Source organism: Bradyrhizobium sp. MOS003, assembly GCF_003020125.1.
Taxonomy (GTDB): domain Bacteria; phylum Pseudomonadota; class Alphaproteobacteria; order Rhizobiales; family Xanthobacteraceae; genus Bradyrhizobium.
Genome location: NZ_PYFW01000005.1, coordinates 257,497 through 280,079, shown reverse-complemented (window position 1 = coordinate 280,079; position 22,583 = coordinate 257,497). Strand labels below are relative to the sequence as shown.

At 55.3% G+C, this 22,583-nt stretch carries 15 protein-coding genes; 8 read left to right on the top strand and 7 right to left on the bottom strand.

Translation table 11 applies throughout. From position 1 onward, the window contains the following. The first annotated feature begins 154 nt into the window (after nucleotides 1-154). From C7G42_RS23370 to C7G42_RS23360, 3 genes are all read left to right on the top strand, one after another. Nucleotides 155-1,300, top strand: coding sequence for a glycosyltransferase (locus C7G42_RS23370; protein ID WP_106951289.1), 1,146 nt, complete (start codon nucleotides 155-157; stop codon nucleotides 1,298-1,300). 55 nt (nucleotides 1,301-1,355) lie between these two features. Then, nucleotides 1,356-2,831: a flippase gene (locus C7G42_RS23365; protein WP_158537634.1), complete on the top strand. Its 1,476-nt coding sequence runs from the start codon at nucleotides 1,356-1,358 to the stop codon at nucleotides 2,829-2,831. Nucleotides 2,832-3,010: 179 nt separating this feature from the next. Further along, the gene (locus tag C7G42_RS23360) at nucleotides 3,011-4,264 is read left to right on the top strand and encodes a glycosyltransferase family 4 protein (protein WP_106951287.1); all 1,254 of its coding nucleotides are present in this window, start codon (nucleotides 3,011-3,013) and stop codon (nucleotides 4,262-4,264) included. 99 nt (nucleotides 4,265-4,363) lie between these two features. Here the strand turns inward: C7G42_RS23360 and C7G42_RS23355 are convergent, their stop codons facing one another. Both C7G42_RS23355 and C7G42_RS23350 read right to left on the bottom strand, forming a co-directional pair. After that, complete coding sequence (locus C7G42_RS23355) at nucleotides 4,364-5,488, bottom strand: acyltransferase family protein (RefSeq protein WP_106951286.1); 1,125 nt, start codon at nucleotides 5,486-5,488, stop codon at nucleotides 4,364-4,366. Beyond that, a complete protein-coding gene (locus tag C7G42_RS23350) occupies nucleotides 5,485-6,693 on the bottom strand; it encodes an acyltransferase family protein (protein ID WP_106951285.1) in 1,209 nt (402 codons plus the stop codon). The genes C7G42_RS23355 and C7G42_RS23350 overlap by 4 nt, the downstream gene beginning before the upstream one ends. 300 nt (nucleotides 6,694-6,993) lie before the next feature. Here C7G42_RS23350 and C7G42_RS23345 point away from each other — a divergent pair, with 300 nt between their 5' ends. Further along, the gene (locus C7G42_RS23345; protein ID WP_106951284.1) at nucleotides 6,994-8,124 is read left to right on the top strand and encodes a glycoside hydrolase family 5 protein; all 1,131 of its coding nucleotides are present in this window, start codon (nucleotides 6,994-6,996) and stop codon (nucleotides 8,122-8,124) included. Nucleotides 8,125-8,196: 72 nt separating this feature from the next. Here C7G42_RS23345 and C7G42_RS35080 read toward each other — a convergent pair whose 3' ends face one another. Then, entirely contained in the window at nucleotides 8,197-8,880 is a 684-nt protein-coding gene (locus tag C7G42_RS35080; RefSeq protein WP_158537632.1) for a glycosyltransferase family 4 protein, read from the bottom strand. 561 nt (nucleotides 8,881-9,441) lie between these two features. Further along, nucleotides 9,442-12,234 carry a glycoside hydrolase family 5 protein gene (locus tag C7G42_RS23335; RefSeq protein ID WP_106951282.1) on the bottom strand — a complete coding sequence of 931 codons (2,793 nt, stop codon included), beginning with the start codon at nucleotides 12,232-12,234 and terminating at the stop codon, nucleotides 9,442-9,444. 1,998 nt (nucleotides 12,235-14,232) lie between these two features. Between C7G42_RS23335 and gmd the strand changes: the two genes are divergently transcribed. The 3 genes from gmd (at nucleotide 14,233) to C7G42_RS23310 (ending at nucleotide 18,570) form a co-directional block, all read left to right on the top strand. Then, nucleotides 14,233-15,303 carry a GDP-mannose 4,6-dehydratase gene (gmd, locus tag C7G42_RS23325; protein ID WP_106951281.1) on the top strand — a complete coding sequence of 357 codons (1,071 nt, stop codon included), beginning with the start codon at nucleotides 14,233-14,235 and terminating at the stop codon, nucleotides 15,301-15,303. After that, nucleotides 15,284-16,255 carry a GDP-L-fucose synthase gene (gene fcl / locus C7G42_RS23320; RefSeq protein WP_106951280.1) on the top strand — a complete coding sequence of 324 codons (972 nt, stop codon included), beginning with the start codon at nucleotides 15,284-15,286 and terminating at the stop codon, nucleotides 16,253-16,255. Before gmd ends, fcl begins: the two co-directional genes overlap by 20 nt. Before the next feature lie 2,090 nt (nucleotides 16,256-18,345). Then, a complete protein-coding gene (locus C7G42_RS23310; protein WP_106951279.1) occupies nucleotides 18,346-18,570 on the top strand; it encodes an SANT/Myb-like DNA-binding domain-containing protein in 225 nt (74 codons plus the stop codon). 434 nt (nucleotides 18,571-19,004) lie between these two features. Here C7G42_RS23310 and C7G42_RS23305 read toward each other — a convergent pair whose 3' ends face one another. The 3 genes from C7G42_RS23305 to C7G42_RS23285 all read right to left on the bottom strand — a co-directional run bounded on the left by C7G42_RS23305 (nucleotide 19,005) and on the right by C7G42_RS23285 (nucleotide 22,129). Then, nucleotides 19,005-19,637, bottom strand: coding sequence for an ERF family protein (locus C7G42_RS23305; RefSeq protein WP_106951278.1), 633 nt, complete (start codon nucleotides 19,635-19,637; stop codon nucleotides 19,005-19,007). A gap of 703 nt (nucleotides 19,638-20,340) precedes the next feature. Beyond that, complete coding sequence (locus C7G42_RS35905) at nucleotides 20,341-20,904, bottom strand: ERF family protein (protein ID WP_245427918.1); 564 nt, start codon at nucleotides 20,902-20,904, stop codon at nucleotides 20,341-20,343. Nucleotides 20,905-21,715: 811 nt separating this feature from the next. After that, a complete protein-coding gene (locus tag C7G42_RS23285; protein ID WP_106951276.1) occupies nucleotides 21,716-22,129 on the bottom strand; it encodes a helix-turn-helix transcriptional regulator in 414 nt (137 codons plus the stop codon). Between the two features lie 37 nt (nucleotides 22,130-22,166). On the opposite strand from C7G42_RS23285, the gene C7G42_RS34855 reads away from it, so the two are divergent. After that, the gene (locus C7G42_RS34855) at nucleotides 22,167-22,538 is read left to right on the top strand and encodes a hypothetical protein (protein WP_147250277.1); all 372 of its coding nucleotides are present in this window, start codon (nucleotides 22,167-22,169) and stop codon (nucleotides 22,536-22,538) included. Nucleotides 22,539-22,583: the final 45 nt, after the last annotated feature.

The following is a 22,583-nucleotide window of genomic DNA, read 5'->3' as shown; positions in this document are numbered from 1 at the left end:
GACATCGGGCGCCCGCTTCCCGCATTGCAGCCGGGTCGGGTTGACCAGTATGGCCCAGTGGATCGATTTGGCAAAGTCCCTCGATCGGTCGGCTTGTAAGTCGTTTCCCCGAAATTCTGCAATCCTCGAAGACATCGGCGTTTGGTGAATGTGAATGATTGAAGTGTGCTTTGTGACCAAGGCTTGGCGTGCAGGAGCGGCTTGGGTCACTCAGATGACCGTTCAGGCAATCGCAGAGCAGGGGGCTTCCGTTGCCATGATTTCTCCGCTGGCAGAACCGTCCACTCGCGAACCCCGACATCCAAATCTGGTACGCATCCTAGTTGGTCGCGAACTCACGGAGGGCGGCACAGGGCTCACGCGTGCGCTCGCTTCACTGCGTCGCGTGGTCGGTACATGGTGGGCAGTATGTAGGATGCGGGCGCGAACTCGCACATTTATCTTCAGCATACCGGATCCCTTGATCTTTACATTGCCATTACTTGTATTGCTCCGTCTCTCGGGGGCTCGGGTAATTTTCCTAGTTCATGACGCTGTCCCTCATGCCTTTCGCTTTGGCGGTGCTCTTCGCGGTGTAGAGTTAGGTGCTCATAAGCTTTCTTACCGTCTTGCTAATCTGCTTATCGTAATGACAAAGGCGCTTCGGGACGAGCTAATTCACAAGCTCGGCTTCAGTTCGGCCAAAGTCGTCGTAGTTCCCCACGGTGCGTTCAAGATTGAGCCGGTCGCGCCATGTCCAGGTTCAGGGCGCTTTTTCCTATTTGGAACATTCCGACGAAACAAAAGTGTTCTCGAGGCAATCAAGGCTGTGATTCTCGTACGAAGATCTGATCCTGGCGTCTCTCTGGTGTTGGCCGGCGAGCCTCATCCACACGAGCTGGACTATTGGCAGGAATGCCAAGATGCAATGCTAGCGGATCCGGCAGCGTTTGATGTGAGAATTGGTTTCTTACCGGATGAACAGTTGCCTGCATATATCGCAGATGTTGACGCGTTCTTGTTGGCATACCGCGATTTCAATTCGCAAAGCGGCGTGGGCGTGCTCGCTGGGCTTGCGGGGCGCTCGGTCATAGGAACCCGAGCCGGCGGGCTCTCCGAACTGTTCGATGATGGATTGAGTGGCGTTCAAATCGAGGGCCCGTCGAGCGCTGAATCGATTGCGCGCGCGATCCGAGCCTTTCGTGGGCAGCCTATAGATCACTGGCGCCATCTCGCCTCGAACGCCACGCTAAAACTGGAGGGCGTATTGTCTTGGAATGCAATCGCGATGCGCTATCTCGTGTTTATTCGGCGCGGTTGAGCGCAACCAAGCCAGCAAGTGCAACGCGCGAAACAAAGAGCATAGGATCTGTATAATGTCAGTCGAGCGAGCAAGCAGACCTAAGGGTTTAGTGCGAAATTATCTGCTGAATGCTGCGGGTGCTGGCTTGCCTGTAGTGGTCACTCTATTTGTGCTACCCATTTACATCTCCAAGATCGGAGCGGATCGCTACGGAATGCTCTCGCTGATTTGGGTTCTGGTGGGCTACGTTGGGTTTCTGGATTTTGGCTTGTCGCGGGCGTCTGCCAATGCTCTAAGTCGACTTGCTTCCGCGGGACCTGATGAGAGGGTGCCGGTTCTGCTTTCATCCTTTTACCTAAACCTAGCATTGGGAGTAGCTGGCGCAGTCATCATATATGTGGCGGGACATGTTGTCCTTCTTCACAGCGAACTCGTCGGTGCGCAATTCAAGTCGGAGATAATCGAGGCGCTCCCTTGGGTAGCTTTGATGCTTCCGCTCAATATGCTTGCGGGTGTGGGAACGGGAGCGCTGGAATCTCGTGAGCGATTCCTTGAATCAAATATTTTCTCGACTGTAAATGGAGTTCTAGGGCAGGTCCTTCCGTTGTGCGGAGCACTGATTTTTGGACCTGCCTTAAGCGTGCTCGTTTTAGCGACGTTCCTCAGTAGAACATTTACGGCCTTTTGTGTTTTGTCGTACGTCCATTACACCGAGCGTCCAATTAGTTTTCGAACTTACGGCAAGTCGCACGCGAAAGCGCTGCTCGGCTACGGCGCCTGGGTCAGTGTCACAAGCGTAATCAGTCCGCTTCTCGACACTGCGGATCAGTTGATTATTGGAAAGCTGCTCGGACCTTCCGCGGTAGCCCATTACTCTGTACCAATGAACATGGCTACGCGATCGCAAATACTCGCTTTCGCTCTTGCAAAAACGGTGTTTCCTCGTCTTTCAAATCTGGCCGACGTCGATGCGAAGGCGCTAGCATCGCGTGCGACCGTCACGCTGTCATACGGTTTTGCTCTGGTATGTGTGCCCGCCATTCTCTTGTCTCGACCATTCTTGAGCCTCTGGTTGGGTGAGGAGTTCGCTCGGTTTTCCGCTCCGATAGCTCCCTTTCTCATTTTTGGTGCTTGGATAAATGGTGTCGCGTTCATCCCGTTCACGTTTCTACAGAGCCGCGGGCGCCCGGATCTCACCGCAAAGGTACATATCTATGAGATCGTCCCGTTTCTTGTGTCGGTGTGGCTATTTTCAGAATGGCTCGGATTGGTCGGAGCGGCTTTAGCCTGGACCCTGCGGGTGACAATCGATTTTCTAGCTCTACTGGCTGTGGGGAAGATAGACCGTTCGATTTGGTGTAAACTCACGCCGTCCACTAGCATTATGGTCGCAAGCTGCCTAACAACGATGTTCGTTGGTGACTCGAACACAAGCGCCGTACTTTTTGCCCTTCTCTTCGGAGCCGTTCTTGCTGGCAGCGCGCTAGCATGGGACAAGCAGTTTAGAGCCCTGCTGCTGGCTCGCGTTCCTGTTGTTCGTTCGGGTTAGGTACCCGGCTGCTTGCCCTTACACGTCCAGAACAAACGATGGCGGCTTATGTTTATCGGTACAGGCCAATGCTGATGGGAGCGTCGACCGCCTAAGACCCATATGGGGGTGATTTGATGGGGCAGCAACCGGCGAGGCCGCCAACCTAATGCTGGTGGAGCCGCCTAAAGAGAGTCTACATGGATTATATCATCGCAGTTCAGACACCGGCATACGCACTGTCGCCTGGCCGCTTTGCTACTGAGAGTGCCTTTGGAGAGCACCTCAAACAGCTGCGAAAATCCATTGGTGACAACTTTCGGCTGGTGCTTCTTGCGCCTCATCTTGATGAAGGAGAGTACGAGCGTCAAAAACCTCACTTTGTTACGTTTGAGACTGAGAGAGACGCGATTGCATTTGTGCCCGCGTATCCCGCCGCGGCGTCCTTTCATAGATTTTGGTTCTGGTACGCCCTGCCGCTTATCCGAAGTTTGGATAGCGTGATGGAGCGGACTGCGATTGTGCACTCTGGGCTTTCGACGGATGTTCGACGGCCAATGCTCGTATTTGTAAACATCGTTGGACGACTCCGTCGACGCCCAGTGATATTTATCGTGGATATCGATTTTCGGCGGCACGCTAGTCAACGGTTGCAGACGGGGGAAATTGGCGTCTGGAAATACTTGCTGACTCGCCTAGTCACGAACGTCTTCAAGGAAAGCCAGTTAAGGTTGGCGATTCTGAGCAGCCAGCTGGTCATGCTCAAGAGCCAGTCGATGGTCGACAAATTCGGAAAAGGGCTTTCTCACGTAAAGAACTTCTTTGATACCGTCCACACCGACAACGACATACTTTCTGATGTGCAGATGGAGGCTAGAGCTTCCTGGCTACAACGAGAAGCGGTTCTAAGGCTTTGTTTTTTCGGGCGGCTCGTCCCCAGCAAAGGCGTGGATCGAATGATAGACGCCATCAAGCTGGCGCGTGACCAGGGAAGTAGCGCCGTTCTTACTGTAATCGGAGATGGCCCCTTGCGGGAAGTTCTCGCTTCGCGCGTCTGTGATTGCAATCTTCAAGAGCGAGTGAGATTTGTCTCTCAAGTTCCTTATGGGCCGCAATTGTTTGAGCTCCTGCAGGAGCAGCATGTTACGCTCGCCGCCCCAGTGATCGAGGACACTCCTCGAGCCGCGTTCGATTCTATGGCGCGGGGTTTGCCGTTAATCGCTTTCGACACCTCATATTTCCAGGATCTTGCCAAACTGAGTCACGCGGTCACTCTAGCGAAATGGCCGTCGCCAGCTGCATTGGCGGAACGGATAATTGAGCTCGATAAGGATCGGGAACGCTTGACCGTCTTGGCTCTGCGCGGAATAGAGTTTGCGCGACTGAACACTCAGCAGATTTGGCTGAAGCGTCGGGCCGAATGGACGCGTGAGTTTGCTGCACAGCACCATTGATGGACTCCGCAAGGTGGGCGAGCGTGGTCAAGCTGACGCTTGCAAGATGCGCAGCTCTGGACGAGCCATGGAGCGAAGCCCGCTTGTTTGCTCCTCAATTCAAGGACTAATAGATTCTACTGCTGATGATTGATGGTGTTTTGGCCGCCGTGCTCGCGTCGCGAGCAGCCTAATGAAGGGACGTTCACACATTGTGTAAATCAGAGCCCCGAGCGCATATGCGAGAGCAATCGCCAGCGGAGCCGATAAGTACCATGAAATGGGAAACTTCCGCGCCAAGGAGAGTACTGCAGAAACGGCGAAGAGATGGCTCAAGTATAAGGAGTATGAGGCGTCACCAAAGAAAAGGATGATTGAGGAAGGTTTACTCTGCCATACTCTTTCAAGACAAATCATTCCAGCCACGATACCGACAGCGGGGATTCCGAACGTAAGTAGGCGTGGAAGGTCGAACTTGATGAACAGTACAGCGGCAAGACAGAGGCTACCGCAAGCGAGAATGAATCCGATGGAGAATGGAAGCTGTTCCAGAGTGCCTCGCGAACGCCCGAGATAGAGACCGAATAAGAACTCAATGAGTAGTTGATTAGTGTAGACGAGCCAAATCGGGGCTCTGGAGTTTATGCAGGCTCCCAATACAACGAGTGTTGTGAAAGCTACAGCCGTGATCAGTAGACGATTGGGAAACAAACTTGGAAGCAGGCATATCCCGAATACCAAGTAGAAGAACATCTCATAATTGAGAGTCCAGCCAGGTCCAAGCAAGGGCGCGATCAGGTCGGCGTACGTTGAGTTGCTGAAGTAGTGAGGGATAAAGAGATACGATTGTAACGCGCTCGTCGTCGTGACTTTCGTTGCGCCCAGGATGCCCGGGGCGAAAATGCCGATGATGACTATGACGCTAGTGAAAAGCCAATATAACGGGACGATGCGCCTTACGCGGCGCAGCCAAAAATCGATCGGTGTCATTTGCCTGGCTTCCGTTGTGACCCACATAATGAAGCCGCTAATGACGAAGAAGATGTCTACTCCAATTCCCCCAAAATTATACTCTGTCGGAATCTTTGATCCCGGGAGGATATCCATTGCGTGACCTACTAGCACGAGCGAAGCTGCAATGGCTCGAGCGTACTGAATCCCGACATACACGGGCAGAGTGGTCGGCCACTTGGCTTCTCTTGCTACCGTGCCGATGGGCAGTTGGTCTAAGGGAGGAGAGGTCATCCGGCAATGCTCTTTGGAGATGTGAGATCGCAAAGTTCGGGCGCTGCTGTGGCAGTCTTGCCGCTAGAAGGGGAGGTCCTTACCAGCTTGCGAAGTTTTAGAGCAGGCCGCTCGACCACGTAGTATGAGCAGGCGGCGAGTACAAAAGTGAGAGCTAATTGCAGGAACAAGTTTAGAAAGTTTGGGAGTTGAAATAGCCACCAACTGAAGAGGAATATGATGCCCCCATGCCAAACATAGACTGAGTAGCTGATCTGGCCGATCCAACGCACAATGAATTGATTAAGCAAAGAATTAAGGAATGGAAATGGCTGTCCGAACACTACGCCACAAAGCATTGGAATGAGAGCAAGGCCCTGGATAGTGAATCGCAGTGTGTTTTGGAAATAAGGGTCGCGAATAGCGTAGGAAGACAGCAACACCATCGTTCCTATTACAAAGGCTGTGCGGCCTGCTAAAAACTTGACGATATGGTGATAAGGATTGATTTGAACGAGACAGGCCAGCATAGCGCCATAAGCGATAGAATCGGCTCTTGTCTCTGAATGTCGATAGATCCAAAGCGTCTTTTCGATGCCTGGCCAGATAAAGCAGTACAGATATCGAAGAAGCAAAGTGGCGGCGCACACAGCAAGAGTCGCCCGCAGCATGGCCAGCGGGCTACCTCTCAAACAAATGAAGGCAAGGGGAGCGAACAGATAGAAGTGCTCCTCCACTGAGAGTGACCATAAGACGCCAATCGGGAGAATGGACGAGTCTCCAACAATTTCCTGATGCGCGGTCAGATAGTTCCAAAAATAGAACAATACGGAAGAGACCTCGAACGTGTTGATATCTCCTCCACGAGCCGTCTGAACTGTCAAAACGATGGCAAGATAAACGAACAGAACGGGGTAAAGACGCACAATCCGTCTGAGGTAAAATGCTCTAAGGTTCAGGTGACCAGATTCACGCGCCTCTGCAAAAAACAACCGTGTGATCAGAAAGCCGCTTACAAGAAAAAATACATCTAGCCCAAGCGCGCTTATTCCAATCATCGACGATGGCAGGATCAAGTGGCCCAGGAGAACGAGCATGACGCTGCCGGCTCGGAGGCCATCGAGCGATGGAATCGTTTGTCCGCTTCGGGCGGGCCAATCGTTGGCGGCGATACTTAACGAGTCTGAGGGTAACGATTTGCGAAGGAGGCGGCTATCGATCAACATAAGGTCGTGGCTTCCAGTAAGAATTCCGTGAACTGGCGGCTTGGTTAAGGTTCACGGAGAGATGGGATAAGGGTCCAAAATGCTATTCTCAATACACTAGACGTTAGGGAAATACGAGGTCTAGGCAAGGGGCTGCCGGCCGCAAGTATTTGGATCGTTAATGGTGGGCCGCGTCTTTTGTGCTCCCGGATCGCGATAGGTTTTAGGTATGAGCCACGTGGGTATCCTGAACGGCGGAGGACGTCGACGGACCGAAGAGAATTGCTTATGCCAGAGAGTGTGGTGTTTTGAGGTGTCGTCGTGCTGTCGTTGATCCTTCGCGAGCGAGCCGTGCAATTTGCCGCATTCTTGATGGTGACGCTGGCCAATACAGCGTGCACAGGTTCAGATGTTCGTCCGCAACCAACCAAAAATCCGATGCTGCGCGGAATCAACTTGTCCGGGCAGATCTATGCGAATGGCGAATTGTTTCCGGCGAACGCTGCAATCAACTATTTCCTCGTCGAAAAAAGAATGAACTTCGTAAGACTGCTTGTCGGATGGGAGCAGTTGCAGCCCGAATTGTTTGGTGCGCTCGACCTCAAGCAGGTGTCAGAAATTGACGCTCAGATCAGAGAGATCCTCAATCTGGGTGGGAAGGTCCAGATCGAGATACATAGCTTCGGCAGGCGCTCGATCGAAGGTGTCGAATACGTGGTGGGCGAAACGGAAAAGGTGTCAATCGATCACTTCGCGGATCTTTGGCAGAAGATAGCGGTGCGCTGGAGAGACTATCAGGATGTGATATTTGAACTTCAGAACGAGCCGCACGATCAAGATACTCGTACTCTGATAGATGCGCAGAATGCAGCTATCGCTGCAATCAGAAGGGTCGGTGCAAAGAACCTTATTGTAGTCTCAGGAAACGACTGGAGCCATCCAGGTTGGTTCTCCAAGCGTGAGAACCGGGCATGGGCGGCAAGCATTCATGATCCGCTCAACAATTTTGCATTCTCTATCCACCACTACTTTGACAAATATAGCGCTGGCAAAGATTGTTACGTTCAGTCAACCTCGCCGAGTGTCTTCGATGAATTTGTTAAATGGGCTAGGCTAACGGGGCGACGCGCAATGGTGGGAGAGTTTGCTGCGTGTGCAACCAAGGAGAGCCAGAAAGCCGTTACAGAGCTTCTAAACTATGTCGAGAAGAATGCGGACGTATTCTTTGGCTGGACGTGGTGGGCCGGCGGAGGCTGGTGGCAGGACAATTATATTTTTCTCCTAGATCCGTATGCATCCCAATGGGATAAAAATAGCCCGGATCGGAACGTTGCGCTGGGCGGCAACGGACGAGCGACAACATGGGCGCCACCGCGGAAAGACAGGCCGCAGATGAAATATTTGGAGCCCTACCTGAGTGCGACTGTGTCGCTCAATGGAAATGATAAATAGGCGGGAAAGAAAGAGTTTATGGATGTATCATTGGTGCCAACGCTGGGGCGGACGGGAGCGGCTGCGGTTCGCTTAGTTGGGATCGTCTAATCCGGCCGCGAGCTCACGTAAAGAAGCAGCTATTTCGTGAACATAGCGATCAAGCTGATGCCTCTCTGCAGCTAGCATTACCGCGTGCTCGGCTAGTCTCCCGCGCTCCTCACGGTCCTCAAGTATTCTAACTATAGCACGCCGCATATCGCTTGCACTGCCGGGTTCCACCGTCAGGATTTGCCCAGGAGCATTTAGATATTTTTCAAGCCCTTTGGTTCTGGTAGCAACAATCGGCCTGCCGCACGCCATACCTTCCATGAGTCCTTGGACGCCGGCAGCATATGAATTCGGGAAAAGGGTTACTACAACGGCATCGGCATTTCTGTAAAGTTGCAGCAAGTCGGGCCAGCTATAGAAGCGCCGCGTCATATTCGCAGGTAATTGTTCCGGGAACGCGCGCGAGGCAGACCTCGTGTCAGAAGAAAAGCCGCTTATGCAAACATCGATATCAAGGTCTGACGTCGCTTTTGCCAAGGTAGTATAGTCGCGCCGCTCAAGACCTACGCTCACTATGCACGGCCGCGTCTTGGGCGAAGCGGCTCCTGGCGTGAAAAAGCGCGTATCAGTTTGGTCCCATACGAACTTCACGCGTCGGCTAGACAACTTCAGGAACTCGCGAAGGAAGGCAGCCTGCGGCTCCGCGACTGTAAAGAAAAGATCCACCCTAGTCTTCATGCGAAACACTTGGAAGGCGACACGCTTTTTTCGGCTATCCACTGAATGTGCCATAACCGCCAGGCTAACTCGAGGCAGATTCCCGCAGAGCGCGGCTACGGGTGCCGCTACGTCTTCGCCAGTGCAGAAGATAACGTCGCCCGAAACTACGTTCTTGCGGAGTGATCTTGCGATTGTCCACCAAAGTGGCGAAGTTCGCGAGAGTGTGCCCAGCAATTTGTCCCATAGGGTGGGGGTGAGTCCGGCTCCGTCGTGAACCCTGGCATCAAGTTGCTTGGCAAGTTCGGCCATGGAATGGCGAGGTGAGAGACCAAGTTGGGCTTCTTTGGTGAAGCCCGCTAGGTCTGTAGGTCGATTTAGCACAACGTGATAAGGCATCTCACCCTCGCTATCGCAGTCGCTCGGCCCGGCTCAAGTTCTAGCCATCAAGATGGCCCCCAACAGGCGTTCATGCGAATGCTGACGATCGACTCTCCAGGTTCCAAGATAGAAGTCGAGTCTCAATTTTTGAAGCCGAGGCGGGGGTAGTTCTCTCGATGCACTAAAGTACTATGCATGCAATAGCTGAGATGAGGCCTGGCTCTGCAACCAAATGGTCGCAAAGTCGGAGAGCAGATGATCCGGGAGAGTCGTATGCGAAGTCGTATCAACCCCGGTGGAGTGGTTCCAAAAGGTTAACAGGCCAGCTGTTTGCGCGCCTTCTAGTCCGTTGTGCGAGATCGTCGAGAGATCTTTCCAAGACGAGTCGAATACTTTGGTTGTCCAAGTCCTCAGATCGCTGCTGATTTGGTCAACGACATGAGAGCCATCAATGTTGACGTGATCAATCGCAGTAACCCTTCCGAATGAATCAATTTGCTGACGTTCATTGATCTGCCAATTGGCATCGAACGTATCGATCGTTGTTGGAGACGAGAGCCCCAGCGAAAAGTTCGCGACAGAGTGCGTGCCGTCTAGGTTCTCTTTCAACGTCTGAAACAAAAAGCCTCTACCGTCGAATTCAGTGCGATCCACAAGCCGCCAGTTCGAATCGTACAACTCTGACTTTAGGACCTTGTCCGATCCAGGTTGGAATGTCTCGACCGTATGACTATTATCAGGATTGATGTGATCTATTGCGGTGACGGCTCCGCTCGAGTCGAGCTGGAACCTCTCAGTAAGTCTCCAAGACTGATCGAAAACATCGATCGTCGATGGCGTTTGCTGTGCAGTGGAATAGGTTCCGAGCACGTGCGACCCGGCCTGCTGCTCCTCGAGGATCGAAACGACGTGGCCGGCAGCATCAAACGTCGTTCGGCTCGCAAGCGCCCAGCTCGAGTTGTAAGTCGCCGAGGAAACAAGAAGACCCGCCTGTTGACCGTCGAAAGTATAGACGATGTGATCGCCATTGCTCAAAAGGTGATCTATGTCCGTCATTACTCCTGCTGAATTGTAGTGCGTGCGCTGGAGGAGTTGACCATTGCTCGCGAAGAGATCAACGTAAGAGATGTGGGATAGGTCATCGTAGTGACTAATCTGATGTTGACCTGTTTCAAGAACTGATTCGACGGAGGATAGTTCTCCACGGGATGAGTAGGTTGTACGAGAGATTAGGCTCCAAGAGCTGTCGTACACTTCGGTGCTGATGACGAGAGCAGAGCCGGGATGTGCAAATTTCGTTGTCGTGTATGTGTTGTCCAAATTGCTGCTGGTGCATGAGCTGAGCTGCCAATCGGAGTTGAAGATCTCTACGCGAGTGGGAACGTCGCTTCCTGACCTGTACAAACTGATCTCGTGGTCGCCGCTTTCTAGTGTCTTCTGAACCTTCGTAATATGGCCCGAGGCGTCGAAGTACGTATGAGAGACGTCAGCCCAGGTCGTAGAATAGATGCTTTTGACGGCGATGTACATCCCGGTTGCGTCATACTCGTCGATGACATTGTTACCATGAGCGTCTTGGTGTTGGACCGTTAAGACTTTTCCGCTCTCTTCAAACGTCGTGCGAGAAATGAATGACCATTGAGGGTCGTATATGGTCTTACTTGTTACGATGCCATCCTTGAATTCGTCGGATACGTGTACGCCGCCCGGCTCGTTTGTCAGACGCGTGCTTAACGAGCCGTCCGAATTGTAGGTTGCGATGCTCGTCGCGTTCTTAAGCTCGTCAAAAAACTGTACAACCTTGCTTCCGTCGTTACTGATTGATGTCTCTTGTAGCAGGTGTTTTGCACTGTCAAAAAGTTGAACCAAGGTCGAAGTTGATGCGGAATTCTGGAAAGTTGTCAATTCGTATGTGCCGTCGGAGTGTGCAACGATAGTCTTGCGAGCAATGCCCTCTGCGTCGAATATCGTCCTCGAAGTCAATTGTCCGGATGCATTGTAAATGTCAGTGATGGTAGGCGAAGTGATGTCATCGACCAGAGTATCTACCCGCGTTTCGCCGTTACTCAGTATTGTTCGCACAAAGTGCGCGCCGGTGTATTTCTCTAAAATCGCCATCTGCGCCTGATCTAAAATGCCGAGGCCAGGTTCCACAGAAAACATGTAATCGTTCCAGCTCGGACCTGCAGCCCAATAAGTGCCGCCCTGCCAGACGTCATCATTCGCACTCATGTATGCGAGCATGTTGTCGAGCGCCGTCAGCGCGGTCGGATTGTTCGCGGCGCCGAACTCACCCAAGAACAACTTTGCGCCGGAGTCTCGGGCCCAAGCTGTGATAGCCTCGAGACGTTCGACGCCGATGGTTTCTGAGACTACCCAACTGTTTTGCCCTGACGTATCATCGAGATACTGATGAACTTCGAAGCCGTAGTTGTTGGAGCTATCAACAATTGCGCCTGGTGCTCCCAGGACTGAGGCGTTCGTGGACGAAGTCCAAGAGAATGCTCCATCCCAATAGAGTCCTGGCACCAGGATCTCTTGAGAGATCGCACCGTTGGCCCGTATCGACGCGATCGCAGCATTCACAGCAGAGAGCCAGGTGTCGGCCGACTGGAGCTGCGGTTCGTTCATTAGCCCAAAGACAATATTGGGATTGTCCGCGAACACGCCAGCCAACTTGCCCCACAAATCGGCAAAGGAGGAGATGGGCGTTTGTTCTGTCCCAACTAGATTACCGTAGCCGTAACCATAATTATGAACGTCAATGATAACCTGTCCGCCCTTGGCAGTCGCGTAGGAGGCGATGGACTCAAGCTTTTCGATAAACGTCGGGTCCAACGGGCCATTCTTCGCGGGCTGCAAGTTCTCCCAGGAGACTTGTAGCCGAACCGTGCTCATTCCTTTGCTAGCAAAGTAATCGATTTCACTCTCGGTTGGAAAAAGACCGTAGTCTGCGCCGGTGAGGTTGATTCCTAGTTCCATATCCGCCGCCCGTTGTTCGATGTTTCAAACGATCTACCGTAGAAACGTCGGCGTCTGCCTAAGCCTGTATTTGCAATTTTATCGATGTTGGGCACGGTGAGTGCAATTTTTCAGAATCCGCGGAGAGCAGAGTCCTGATCAGCTGTGCGTTGTTGGATTGCACTACTGCGTTGTCGAGATGCGCGGAATGGTAGTGCGTCAAAGATGGATCACGTCTGCTCGCAGTAGGCCCTTGCTTGCCAACAATCGAGGCCGCCGTGGCGGCATCATGCGCCTATTTGCTCTCGGGTGAGACAATGCAATTGTTAGAAGGCGTAAACAGCTATGGGGCAAATTCTTCGACCGCCTCAACCTGCGCCTGGACTAGCTTGGCAGATGGCAATTCCTGAAGAACGCAAGAGCGTTTACCGTTGGAAGTTGGAAAATTGCTCGCGCTCTGCCGCATCCGTACCGTCAGGAGAGGATTGTCATCGGGCCAAACCTGCGACCAATAGTTAACAAAATCTTCGGGTTAAGATACGGCGGTAAACCGTCTTCATTGTAGTTCGCTCATCGAGAATGCCATGCCACCTTATCGCAGAACCACATGAATGATGTTGCGCGGTGGGTGTGACCAAGCGGGAACGCTCAGGACCCGGCGACCGGAACGTTGGTCGGACAACCAACCGAGTCCGACACCGCAGAGCAGGCGAGAGAGGTCATTTTCGTTGCAATGACGGCGCCAAGTCAGGATCCCAAGATTACCAAAGTGCCAGACTGAGAGAGCTTCTAGGCTTCCAGGGCCTGGGAGGTGGATGCGAGGATTGCTGAAAGTGACAAGCCGCCTGATCCTGGTATCCATGGCTCCGCAAAGTTGAACTTTATAGACTCACAAAACTAGAGCATGGTTGTTGCGAGCCAAGGCTATTCCGACAGCAGTGATCTCAGCGTCAGTCATGGTCGATGTTTCAGGGGGTTAATCCGAGCGTGGCAGTCTTTTCAATTCGACCAAAAAGAGCAAGCCGTTCCCGCTCGGCCGACCTGGCTCAGCTGAACCCTCAGATCGAACAACATTAGCGCTCGCTCGGCCCCCCGTATGGCGGACCAACACGAAGCCGCTGGCGGCGATACGGGATATTCTCCCAAGCTTGGTGAAAGGGTGTACGGCTGGCTCAGACAGTTTATAGCGGTTTTCCGAGCTTTACCACCGTTCACCCCCTCGCTGGAGGCCCGGATGAGGGGAGTAGGATCGAGAAGCCACACTTGCGCGCCATATTGACCCAAAAGGCTCTTGGCCACGTAGCAGCGGTTGCTTTCATACCGACGACGTTGGTAAATTCCATTAGCTATTTGGACCAGCCGCGCTTACCCAAGGTGCTTGCGGTGACTGGGGTATGGCGAGTGCGACTGGGATATCCGCAGGCGCGAGGAGCTTTTGGGATGTTCATGAGGGTATTGCGATCCGGCCTTTTCGCCGTGGCGATCATGCTGTGCGCAGCGAGCAGCGCTGACGCCATGCCTGTAGCCGCACCAGCGGCGCTGCTCACGAGCCAGAGCCAAGTGACGCCTATTACTTTCTGGGCGCAGCCGTACCCATACCGCTATGTACCTGTGCGCCGTTGTCCCTTGGTGCGGGTCGAGACGCCTTATGGCTGGTATATGGACCGCGTATGCGTGCCAGTTGGTGCCGTTCTGCGTCGCGCCTATTGACACAAGCAGCTTTCGGAAGCAGCGGTCGTTCATTCTGCAGCTCAACTGTAGAACTGCGAAGTCCAACATGACGCCAGATCGGCCGGGTAGCGCTTCTACTGCGTAGTTCGGCCATCCTCGAGTCATACAAACCGACGTGCGCGATTGCGCTCGGGTCTGGCGGCTCCCCAAGCGCACCACAGTATCGCGAGTTGACTAGCCGCGGCTATAGAGTAACCGTTGCGGCCGCGATCCTTCGGATAGCTAGATTTTGTGATCTCGCGCATTCAAGCGTGATGATTCAGTATTTCCCATCATCTCGGACCGCTTATGAGTAAGTCAACAGCCTTAATCACCGGCGTAACTGGCCAGGATGGCGCCTATCTTGCCGAATATCTACTATCGCTCGGTTACATCGTTCACGGCATAAAGCGCCGGTCGTCGTCATTCAACACGGCACGCATCGATCATCTATATCAGGACCCGCACGTCGGCAACGTTCCGTTCTTGATGCACTATGGCGACATGACCGATTCAACCAATCTGATCCGTCTCGTGCAGGAGATCCGGCCGACCGAGATCTACAATCTCGCAGCTCAGAGTCACGTCGCTGTCAGCTTCGAAAGCCCGGAATACACTGCAAATGCAGACGCGGTCGGTGTGCTCCGGCTCCTTGAAGCCATCCGCATCCTCGGCATGGAAAAGGAGACGCGGTTCTATCAGGCCTCGACCTCAGAGCTATACGGTTTGGTGCGCGAGATTCCGCAGAAGGAGACGACGCCGTTCTACCCGCGGTCGCCTTACGGCGTTGCTAAGCTCTACGGCTACTGGATCACGGTGAACTACCGCGAAGCCTACGCCATGTTCGCCAGCAACGGCATCCTGTTCAACCATGAGAGCCCGATCCGAGGGGAGACTTTTGTAACTCGCAAGATTACCCGTGGCGTCGCCCGCATAGAGATGGGGCTAGAGGATACGCTCTATCTTGGGAATCTGGAGGCCAAACGTGACTGGGGCCATGCCAAGGACTACGTCGAGGGTATGCACCTGATCCTCCAGGCCGACAAGCCGGACGACTTTGTGCTAGCCACTGGCGAGATGCACTCGGTCCGAGAGATGGTCGAGCTGTCTTTCGCACAAGTCGGCCGCCGTATCGCATGGCGTGGGAAGGGCGTTGAAGAGACCGGTATAGATGAGATGAGCGGCAAGACGGTGGTGAAGATCGATCCGACGTATTTCCGCCCGACCGAGGTTGATCTTCTTGTGGGCGATGCGAGCAAAGCGCGTGAGAAGCTCGGTTGGAAGCCGAAGCGCAGCTTTGCTCAGCTCGTCGAGGAAATGGTAGCGAGCGATTGGGCGGAGGCAAGGCGGGACGCAGGAAGTGGTAAGCACACCGTTTGAGCTAAAGGGAAAGAGCGTCTATGTAGCTGGTCATCGCGGCATGGTCGGCAGCGCGCTCGTACGCAGGCTCGCTCGGGAGGATGTCGCACTTGTGACTGTCGATCGGCGAGAGGTCGATCTCTGCAATCAGGCCGTTGTGTTCGACTGGTTCGCAAAGACGCGGCCGCAGATCGTGTTCCTTGCCGCCGCGAAGGTCGGAGGCATCGTCGCCAATGACACGTTGCGCGCCGAGTTCATCTACGACAACATCGCGATTGCAGCGAACGTCATTCACGCCGCGCATCTGTGTGGTGTCGAGAAGCTCATGTTTCTCGGCTCTTCGTGCATCTATCCAAGGCTCGCTGCCCAGCCGCTCCGCGAAGATTCGGTGCTCACCGGGCCGCTGGAGCCGACCAATGAACCCTATGCCATAGCCAAGATCGCTGGCATCAAAATGGCTGAGGCTTATCGCCATCAGTACGGTAGCGACTTCATCAGCGTGATGCCGACCAATCTCTACGGTCCTGGCGATAACTATCATCCCGAGTATAGCCACGTGGTTGCTGCCATGATTCGGCGATTTCATGACGCAAAATTGGCGGGGGTCGGAACTGTCGCCGTTTGGGGCACAGGCGCCCCCCGACGCGAGTTCCTCTACGTCGATGACATGGCCGACGCTTGCGTACACTTGATGAAGACCTATTCCGGTGCAGAACTGATTAATATCGGCGCCGGTGAGGACATCACGATTGCCGAATTCGCTAGAGTTGTAGCAGGCGTGATCGGCTATAGCGGTGAGATCACCTTCGACACGTCACGCCCGGACGGTACGCCGCGCAAACTACTCGACGTCAGCCGACTTGCGAGGCTCGGTTGGCGGCTACAGACGCCGCTCAGCGAGGGCGTGCGGCGTGCTTACGAGGCATATCTGACAAGCTACCACGATCGTCGCGCATCACCGCAGCTACGTTAATGGCAGTGTGTCTCGTTAGCGTTGATGAGGCCGATACTTCATTCACTTTTGAAGAGCTCGACGCCTGCAGCGACCAATTTTACAATAGTAAGCCTCCTAGCTACCGCATCAGACAGATCGCACGTGTGTACGACCCGCCGTGCTATGCGAATCCTCGTGCAGCAAGTCACTGAACTCGCTGTGTAGGCGCGAGACCGTCAGATGGGTACATTAATTGCTTTCAAAGGCCGAGCCGCGTGGGGCGCGTTAACAGCTTGCTAACCGCTCTTCTCTTACAGTTCCAATCGCGGAACCTGGTTGGTCGTGCCGCTTTTGCGGCGCGAAGCGGTGATTAAGCAACTTGCGACAACATCTGCGATCATAGGGCTTATCCTCGGGGGCTGTGCGAGGACGCCTTCCCCCACAATGACTTCCGTTGCTTGGGATGGATTTGGTGACGAACCTAATCGCTCTGTTGTGAAAAGACAGACTCGTCAGAACCCGGCTCTCGCAAGACGAGAAGGAAATTCCAGCCTCGAGCGCGAAATGACACTCGCGACGCTTCGCCCTTATTCCGATGCGTGGTGGATCGTGCACGACGAGATTGAAGCTGAGAACGACCGACAGCTAAATTCGAAGTTAGCGATTTGCCGAGGCTGTATTGATCAAAAGGATGGGACGACGGGCTCGGTCCGTTGAAGGAATCGCAGGGATCAGACAGCAGATAATCCGTTAGGCGGACGTCTTGTCACCCTTGACTCGCAACCACATCCAGACTGTTGGGGGCATAAATCCGTGCAGCGCGTGCGCTTCTAAGGTGGAGTGCCGAGCAGTTGGCGCAGGCATCGGCGTTAGGTGCGAATACTATTCGGCGCGCGGAAGTTTCAGCTGGCCCAACTTCGCTTACGGCATCCAATGATCGCGCCATTCGAAGGGCCCTGGAAGACGCGGGCGTTGAGTTAATCGACGAAAACGGTGGCGGCGCCGGCGTTCGCCTAAGGAAACCTTCACGCTGACTGGCCGGTAGCTTAAGGTGTGGCCCCCAGATTAGCTTTCGTAGAAGGCCTTCTCCCACATGCAGCGTCCGCGGGGGCTAGCTCCAGCGAACGGCTCGATAATCGAGGCGTAATGCTCGGGAAAATGCACGCAGCAGCATTGAATTTTCTGCTAGCGCTAGAGCGGGATGAGGTTAGTCTGAATCGATTTTGGGATTCCCAAGCCAGCGTGTTTCTTATTCACAATGCTGGCTGGATGGAGGCCAGCATGGATGGGCGAGCCGTACTCTTTGGATCTTCGCCAGCGCGTCGTAGCCGCCAGGCAGTTTGGGGTGGCGATTGGCTGGATGAGGCGGGTTAATGAGACCGGCAGTGTCGAGCCAAGCCAGATTGACGGTTACAAGCCGAAGGCAATTTCGGGCGAGTAGGCGGTCTAGCTGCCGCAGCGGATCAAGGACGGCGATTTCACCATACGTGGTCTCGTTGCCGAGCTTGGCGCGACGCTCAGAGCGGACTCTCCCACATCGCGGGATTCAAGCGGAAATGTGCGCTGCTTCATAAAAGTGCACTGAAGCCCGGCTATAGTGCGATACCTTCTCGTCTCGTGCGTTGCCTGCCAGTCTATTTTTTGAGTTTCAGTATGCTTTGTTGGAGGCATTCGTGAAGAACTCGCCCGCTCTCCTTATTGTCCAGCGCTTAAACGAACTCTATACTCAGCTCTCTGAATTAGAAGAGCTTCCGGTTCGGATCGACGAAGCAGAGCGACGCGTCTGCGGAACGCCGAAACTGCGATCGACTCCGAAAATTCCGTAGTCGCGCCCAAGGCGAGATACTTCTGGCAATCGCAGCCGTCCTACCATGCCGAACGCCGCTCGAGATTTCATGCGGCAGGCGGCTTGCGGTCCGCCTCGCCATCCACCAAGATATGCGTCACCGGCGCTTAGTACCTGGGCGCCCCGCCACCTTTTGATTAGGACCTTTGGCTAGAAGCGCCGTTGCCTCCCACGGCGGCGGCGTTTTCGATTTGTCGATACAAAAGCCGGCGCCTGAGAGGGAACGGGTTAGGGAAATTGCGATGTTCTTGCGCTTTAAGGAAATGAACAGGAACGCAAACGAATGGCCCGCGATCGGTATCCGCTCATCAAACACTGGACGCCCGAAGAAGAGCAGCGCTTGCGGGAGATGCTCAGTCAGGGCTCCCGCCCCGGGCAGATTGCTGAAGCGCTGGACCGTACGCCTAAGGCCGTCCGAAATAGGGCCAACCATTTGGGGTTGACGTTCTCTCGTGTCAGGGGACGGCGCATCCGGCAGTATGTTGCTGAGGGGCCGATGACGCAGTAGCCGCCAGCATTGCCTCCAGGAGAGCTCTGCAATGTCGGTGGCACGCAGCCACTCAAGGGGCGGATTGGCAGGAAGCAACGTGCTTGAACCGAGGGGGCAAGATATTCGCTGACTACGGTTGAGGACTGACAAGACCATTCATTGACCCGCACCTACAACAGCAAATGTGATGTTGGTGCTACGATGCTTCCGTTTCTCAGGTGGATGGCGCTGGCATCCCAAAGCTGCTTGGCGATTGGCAGTGGCGAAATCTGTAGGTTAATCCACCAAGCTTTTTCATTGCCGTGCCGATCCAGAGGTGATGTGATCGGCAAAGTGGAACGGTGAACTCGTCACTAACCTTGCGCCCAAGGTCCGTAGTTGCGCGAACGTCAGGTGAAGTGCATCAGCAGTGGTCTTTTGATAGACCAGACATCCCTTGCTGCGGATGAAGGTCAGGTGATCCCTCCTTCGTCTACGAGGCGGCTCTTTTTGAAAGCCGAGGCCGACCTGCTCTGCTGGAGAAGCGCTCGCAGGTGCGTGAGTGTCGGCAGCAGTCGCCAAAGGATGTCCTTCATGAAGAGGATGTTCGACTGCTGACACGGGCCATTTGCCTGCAAAGGTAGATGTCGGGAAGGGCGGTTTCCTCGATCCTCTTTTGGTAGGCGGCCTCGAGAACGCGGGCGTCCGCCTCCAAGAGAGTGTTCTTGAGAGGGAGGCTGATCTTGGCCCAGGTAAGCAGCCCTTCGCTGTCCTCCCGAAGAGCAAGTTCCGCCCAAGAGCCTATTCAAGAGCTCAGCGGATCGTTCAAGAGGTAATTCAGCAGAACGCTTGAGGACACCCTTCCTGGGCTTTCCCTTTTGTTCCAGCTCGGTCTGCGGTTCGGTCGCAGCTGGAGGGCTTATAGCGACGCCAGGCGCGTCCGAATCGTCCTCCCCGGCTATGTCGACCAGCGCGAAGAGGGCATACCGGCGAGCGTAAGTCAGAGCCGCTCCCGCCCGATGCGGCGCTTCCACGTCCTTGCTGGCAAAGACCGGCGAGTCGGATGAAATCCACTCCCCAGAGGCGTGGGCGAGTTGGGTGGTCAGATGGACTTGTCAAGTAGGCTCGGCAACCGCGAACGGCGGTACTGCAATATCAGCGGCGTGATGAGTGTCCGGGTCGTCACTCGCGTCAATTATACGGGCCCGGCCGGCCGATTGCTCACAGCCGGTGAGCATTGCGCGTTCGCGGTAGAGGACTGCACGAAGTAATTAAGTAACTCGTGGCAAGTGCATGATCGGAGTCCTTTGTCCGCACTGCCAGGCAACCAACCAACCGCGCTTGCGGCCGCTGCGGCGCTGCGTTGACCGACCCGCTCGAAATGAAGTTCGCATGGCTGCTCTATGATCACCGCAAGCCGGCAGCAGCACTAGGGGAGCTGGCTCTCCTAACACTCGCGGCTTGGCTGCCTTGGCAAATTGATTACGAGCCGAAGAGCCTCCTTGAGTGCAAGGAAAAGACGGCTCGGACCTCACGTTCAAACGCTGCAATGCACGTCTTGCAATCGGGACGTTCGACGTGCTTTCGATGAAAGGAGATAAAACTTCACGGCGCACCGGAGAAACCGCGAGCGTTTGGCAGGCGGGCTCCTGCGCTCATGGGGCTCTACTATCCGGCGGCGCATCCTATCGCCTGCCCTCGCAGTTCACAGCTGAAAACTCGAAGCCCGAAGCATAGCAGCCTCCAATTGGGCTCTGAGTTTAACGATCAGCAGCTGCGATCCATTGTGCTTATGATGACCGAATTTTCTCAAAGACCTAGCATGTTAGTCGCGATAATCTTGAAAAGCGGAGGCTTGGCTGCGGATGAAGGCGAGATGATCCTTGCTTCGTCTCTGTGACGGCTCTTTCGGGAAGGCGAGGCCGACCTGTTCTCCGAGAGAAACGTGAGCAGGTGCGTGGACCTCGCCGATTTCCAAAGGACGTTCCTCAGGTGGAGGCCCTTAGACCGCTGACATGGTCCCTGTGCTCTGCTATATCGAGATCGGGAAGGGCGGCTTCCTCGAGCCTCTTCTGGCAGGCGGCCTTGAGAACGCGGGCGTCCGCCTCCAGGAGAGTCTTCTTGAGGGGGAGGCTGACCTTTGGCGGCAACACCGGGGGCGGTTTCGGACGCCTCCAGGCGGCCTTTCGTTCGTGTCGCGGTCTGCGGCTGCATGGCAGCAGGAGGCCTCGTCACGACATCAGGTGCGTCAAAATCGTCCTCTCCAGCGATTCCCACCAGGGCAAATAGGGCATAGCGACGGGCATAGGTCAGGGCCGCCCCATCCGGTGCGGTGCTTCGACTCCTTGGAGGCGCAGACCGGAAGGGATTCATTCTCCGGAGGCGTGGGCGAGCAGGGTGATGAGGTGAATCTGCCCGGTTGGCTGCTCGACCCGTGGTCTGGATCGTGGCGATTTCCTGCTGGCTCAGCGTCTTGCGGACAATGTCCAGGCCGCTCGCGAGGGAGGCGTAGCGGAACGTCCGGTCGTCCTCCCGCGGGAAGGGCGACCGGATGACGTCCGTCAGCGTCTTGTCAGGATTCACCAGTTCAGCCTGGGCGCGGGCCAGGGCGGCTGCGATGGTCCCGATGCGCTCACTGCACTGATGCATGGGATCCCTCCGCCGTCTGGGCTTCGAAAGCTTATCGCGCCGGACTTGGAGCGCTTGGCTTTGATGCCATGGCCCGCCGCTTCAGATCGGCCTTGGCGGTTTCATGCTCACCATGCGCCTCTCAGGTTCGGAGGTAGGTGGCCGCAAGGACGCCTTGCACGGCTCTCCATTGCGCGGCGGCGTTCTTGCGCTCGTACGGGACAACGTGCCGGCAGGTCGTCAAATGGCGAAATGGCGTCAAACTGGTTGGGAGACGGATGAATGGGCTTGGACGAGTTCTCGTTCTTCGAGCTCGAGAAGCGGTCACGGGGCTAAGCGTGGCGTATCGGCTCCCGCGACGGAAAAGCCATCATGCGACGACGAGCGAGGAAACGCGTGGTGGCGAGATATCAGGCAACAAGCGCGTTGTTTTTCTTGCTGATGAACGTGTCCGTGGCGGCTCGGGGCCGAAAATAAAGGGGGCGCACCCACAAGGCGGGGAGAGCTGCTTCTTGCTCCGGCGAAATTGGTGGCCGCTGATGGACACAACTGAATGTCACCCCAATTGCGCAACGAGTGTGACCAGCTCCGACTGGCGGTGGATACCCGTCTTCGAGAAGATCGACTTCAGATGGTTGCGGGCGGTTTCGCGCGAGATGCGCAGATGTTCGGCGGCGCCGGCGATCGATGTGCCGGTCGCGAGCAGGGCAGCCAGCCGGGATTCCGCCGGAGTGAGATCGAGGGCTTGGCTGATCAGCGCCGGATCCGGCGCCGGGCGCGGCGCAAGATTTGACAGGATCAGCAGGGCGCGCGCTCCGAGGAAGACGGAGCGCGCCGCGCCGTCCACCGGCAGGAGCCGCAGCACGACCGGTGGCTTGTCGTCCCGCGGACAAGGATCGGCGAGGCGGGGAATGGCGGGGGCATCCGGCGTCGATCGGATCATGCTGACCAGCTGATCGAATCGCGTCATCGCATGCTTGTCGCGGAGAACGAGACGCCGCCCCCTGATGCGGATCTTGTCGTCGTCGAACCCGGTCCAGGACGTCGGTCATCGAGGTGAGCGCGGCTCGTCCAACCGCCGTCGCGAGCGTGGCGGTCTCGGTCAGGCGCGGCGCCAATTGGGCAAGCAGTTGCTTGTCGCGCGCTTCGAACGTGCCTTCGCGGCCGGTCCGTTGGAGCGTCAATGCCCACGCCGCGCTGTCGGCCCAGAAGCCGATGCCGGCAAACCACCGGTATCTAAACGGGAACAGTACCTCGTTGTACATGGGATCGGCACAAATCTGCTCAGGCGTCATCACATCGAAGTCGGTCACGACCTCGCCCGCCATCATGCGCAGAAGGCCCCTGGCGCGGAGCTCTCAAATGCCACTTATTCCTGAAGTAGAGATCGGTGGCTTCGGCAATCGAATCCGTGCGGGGAACGT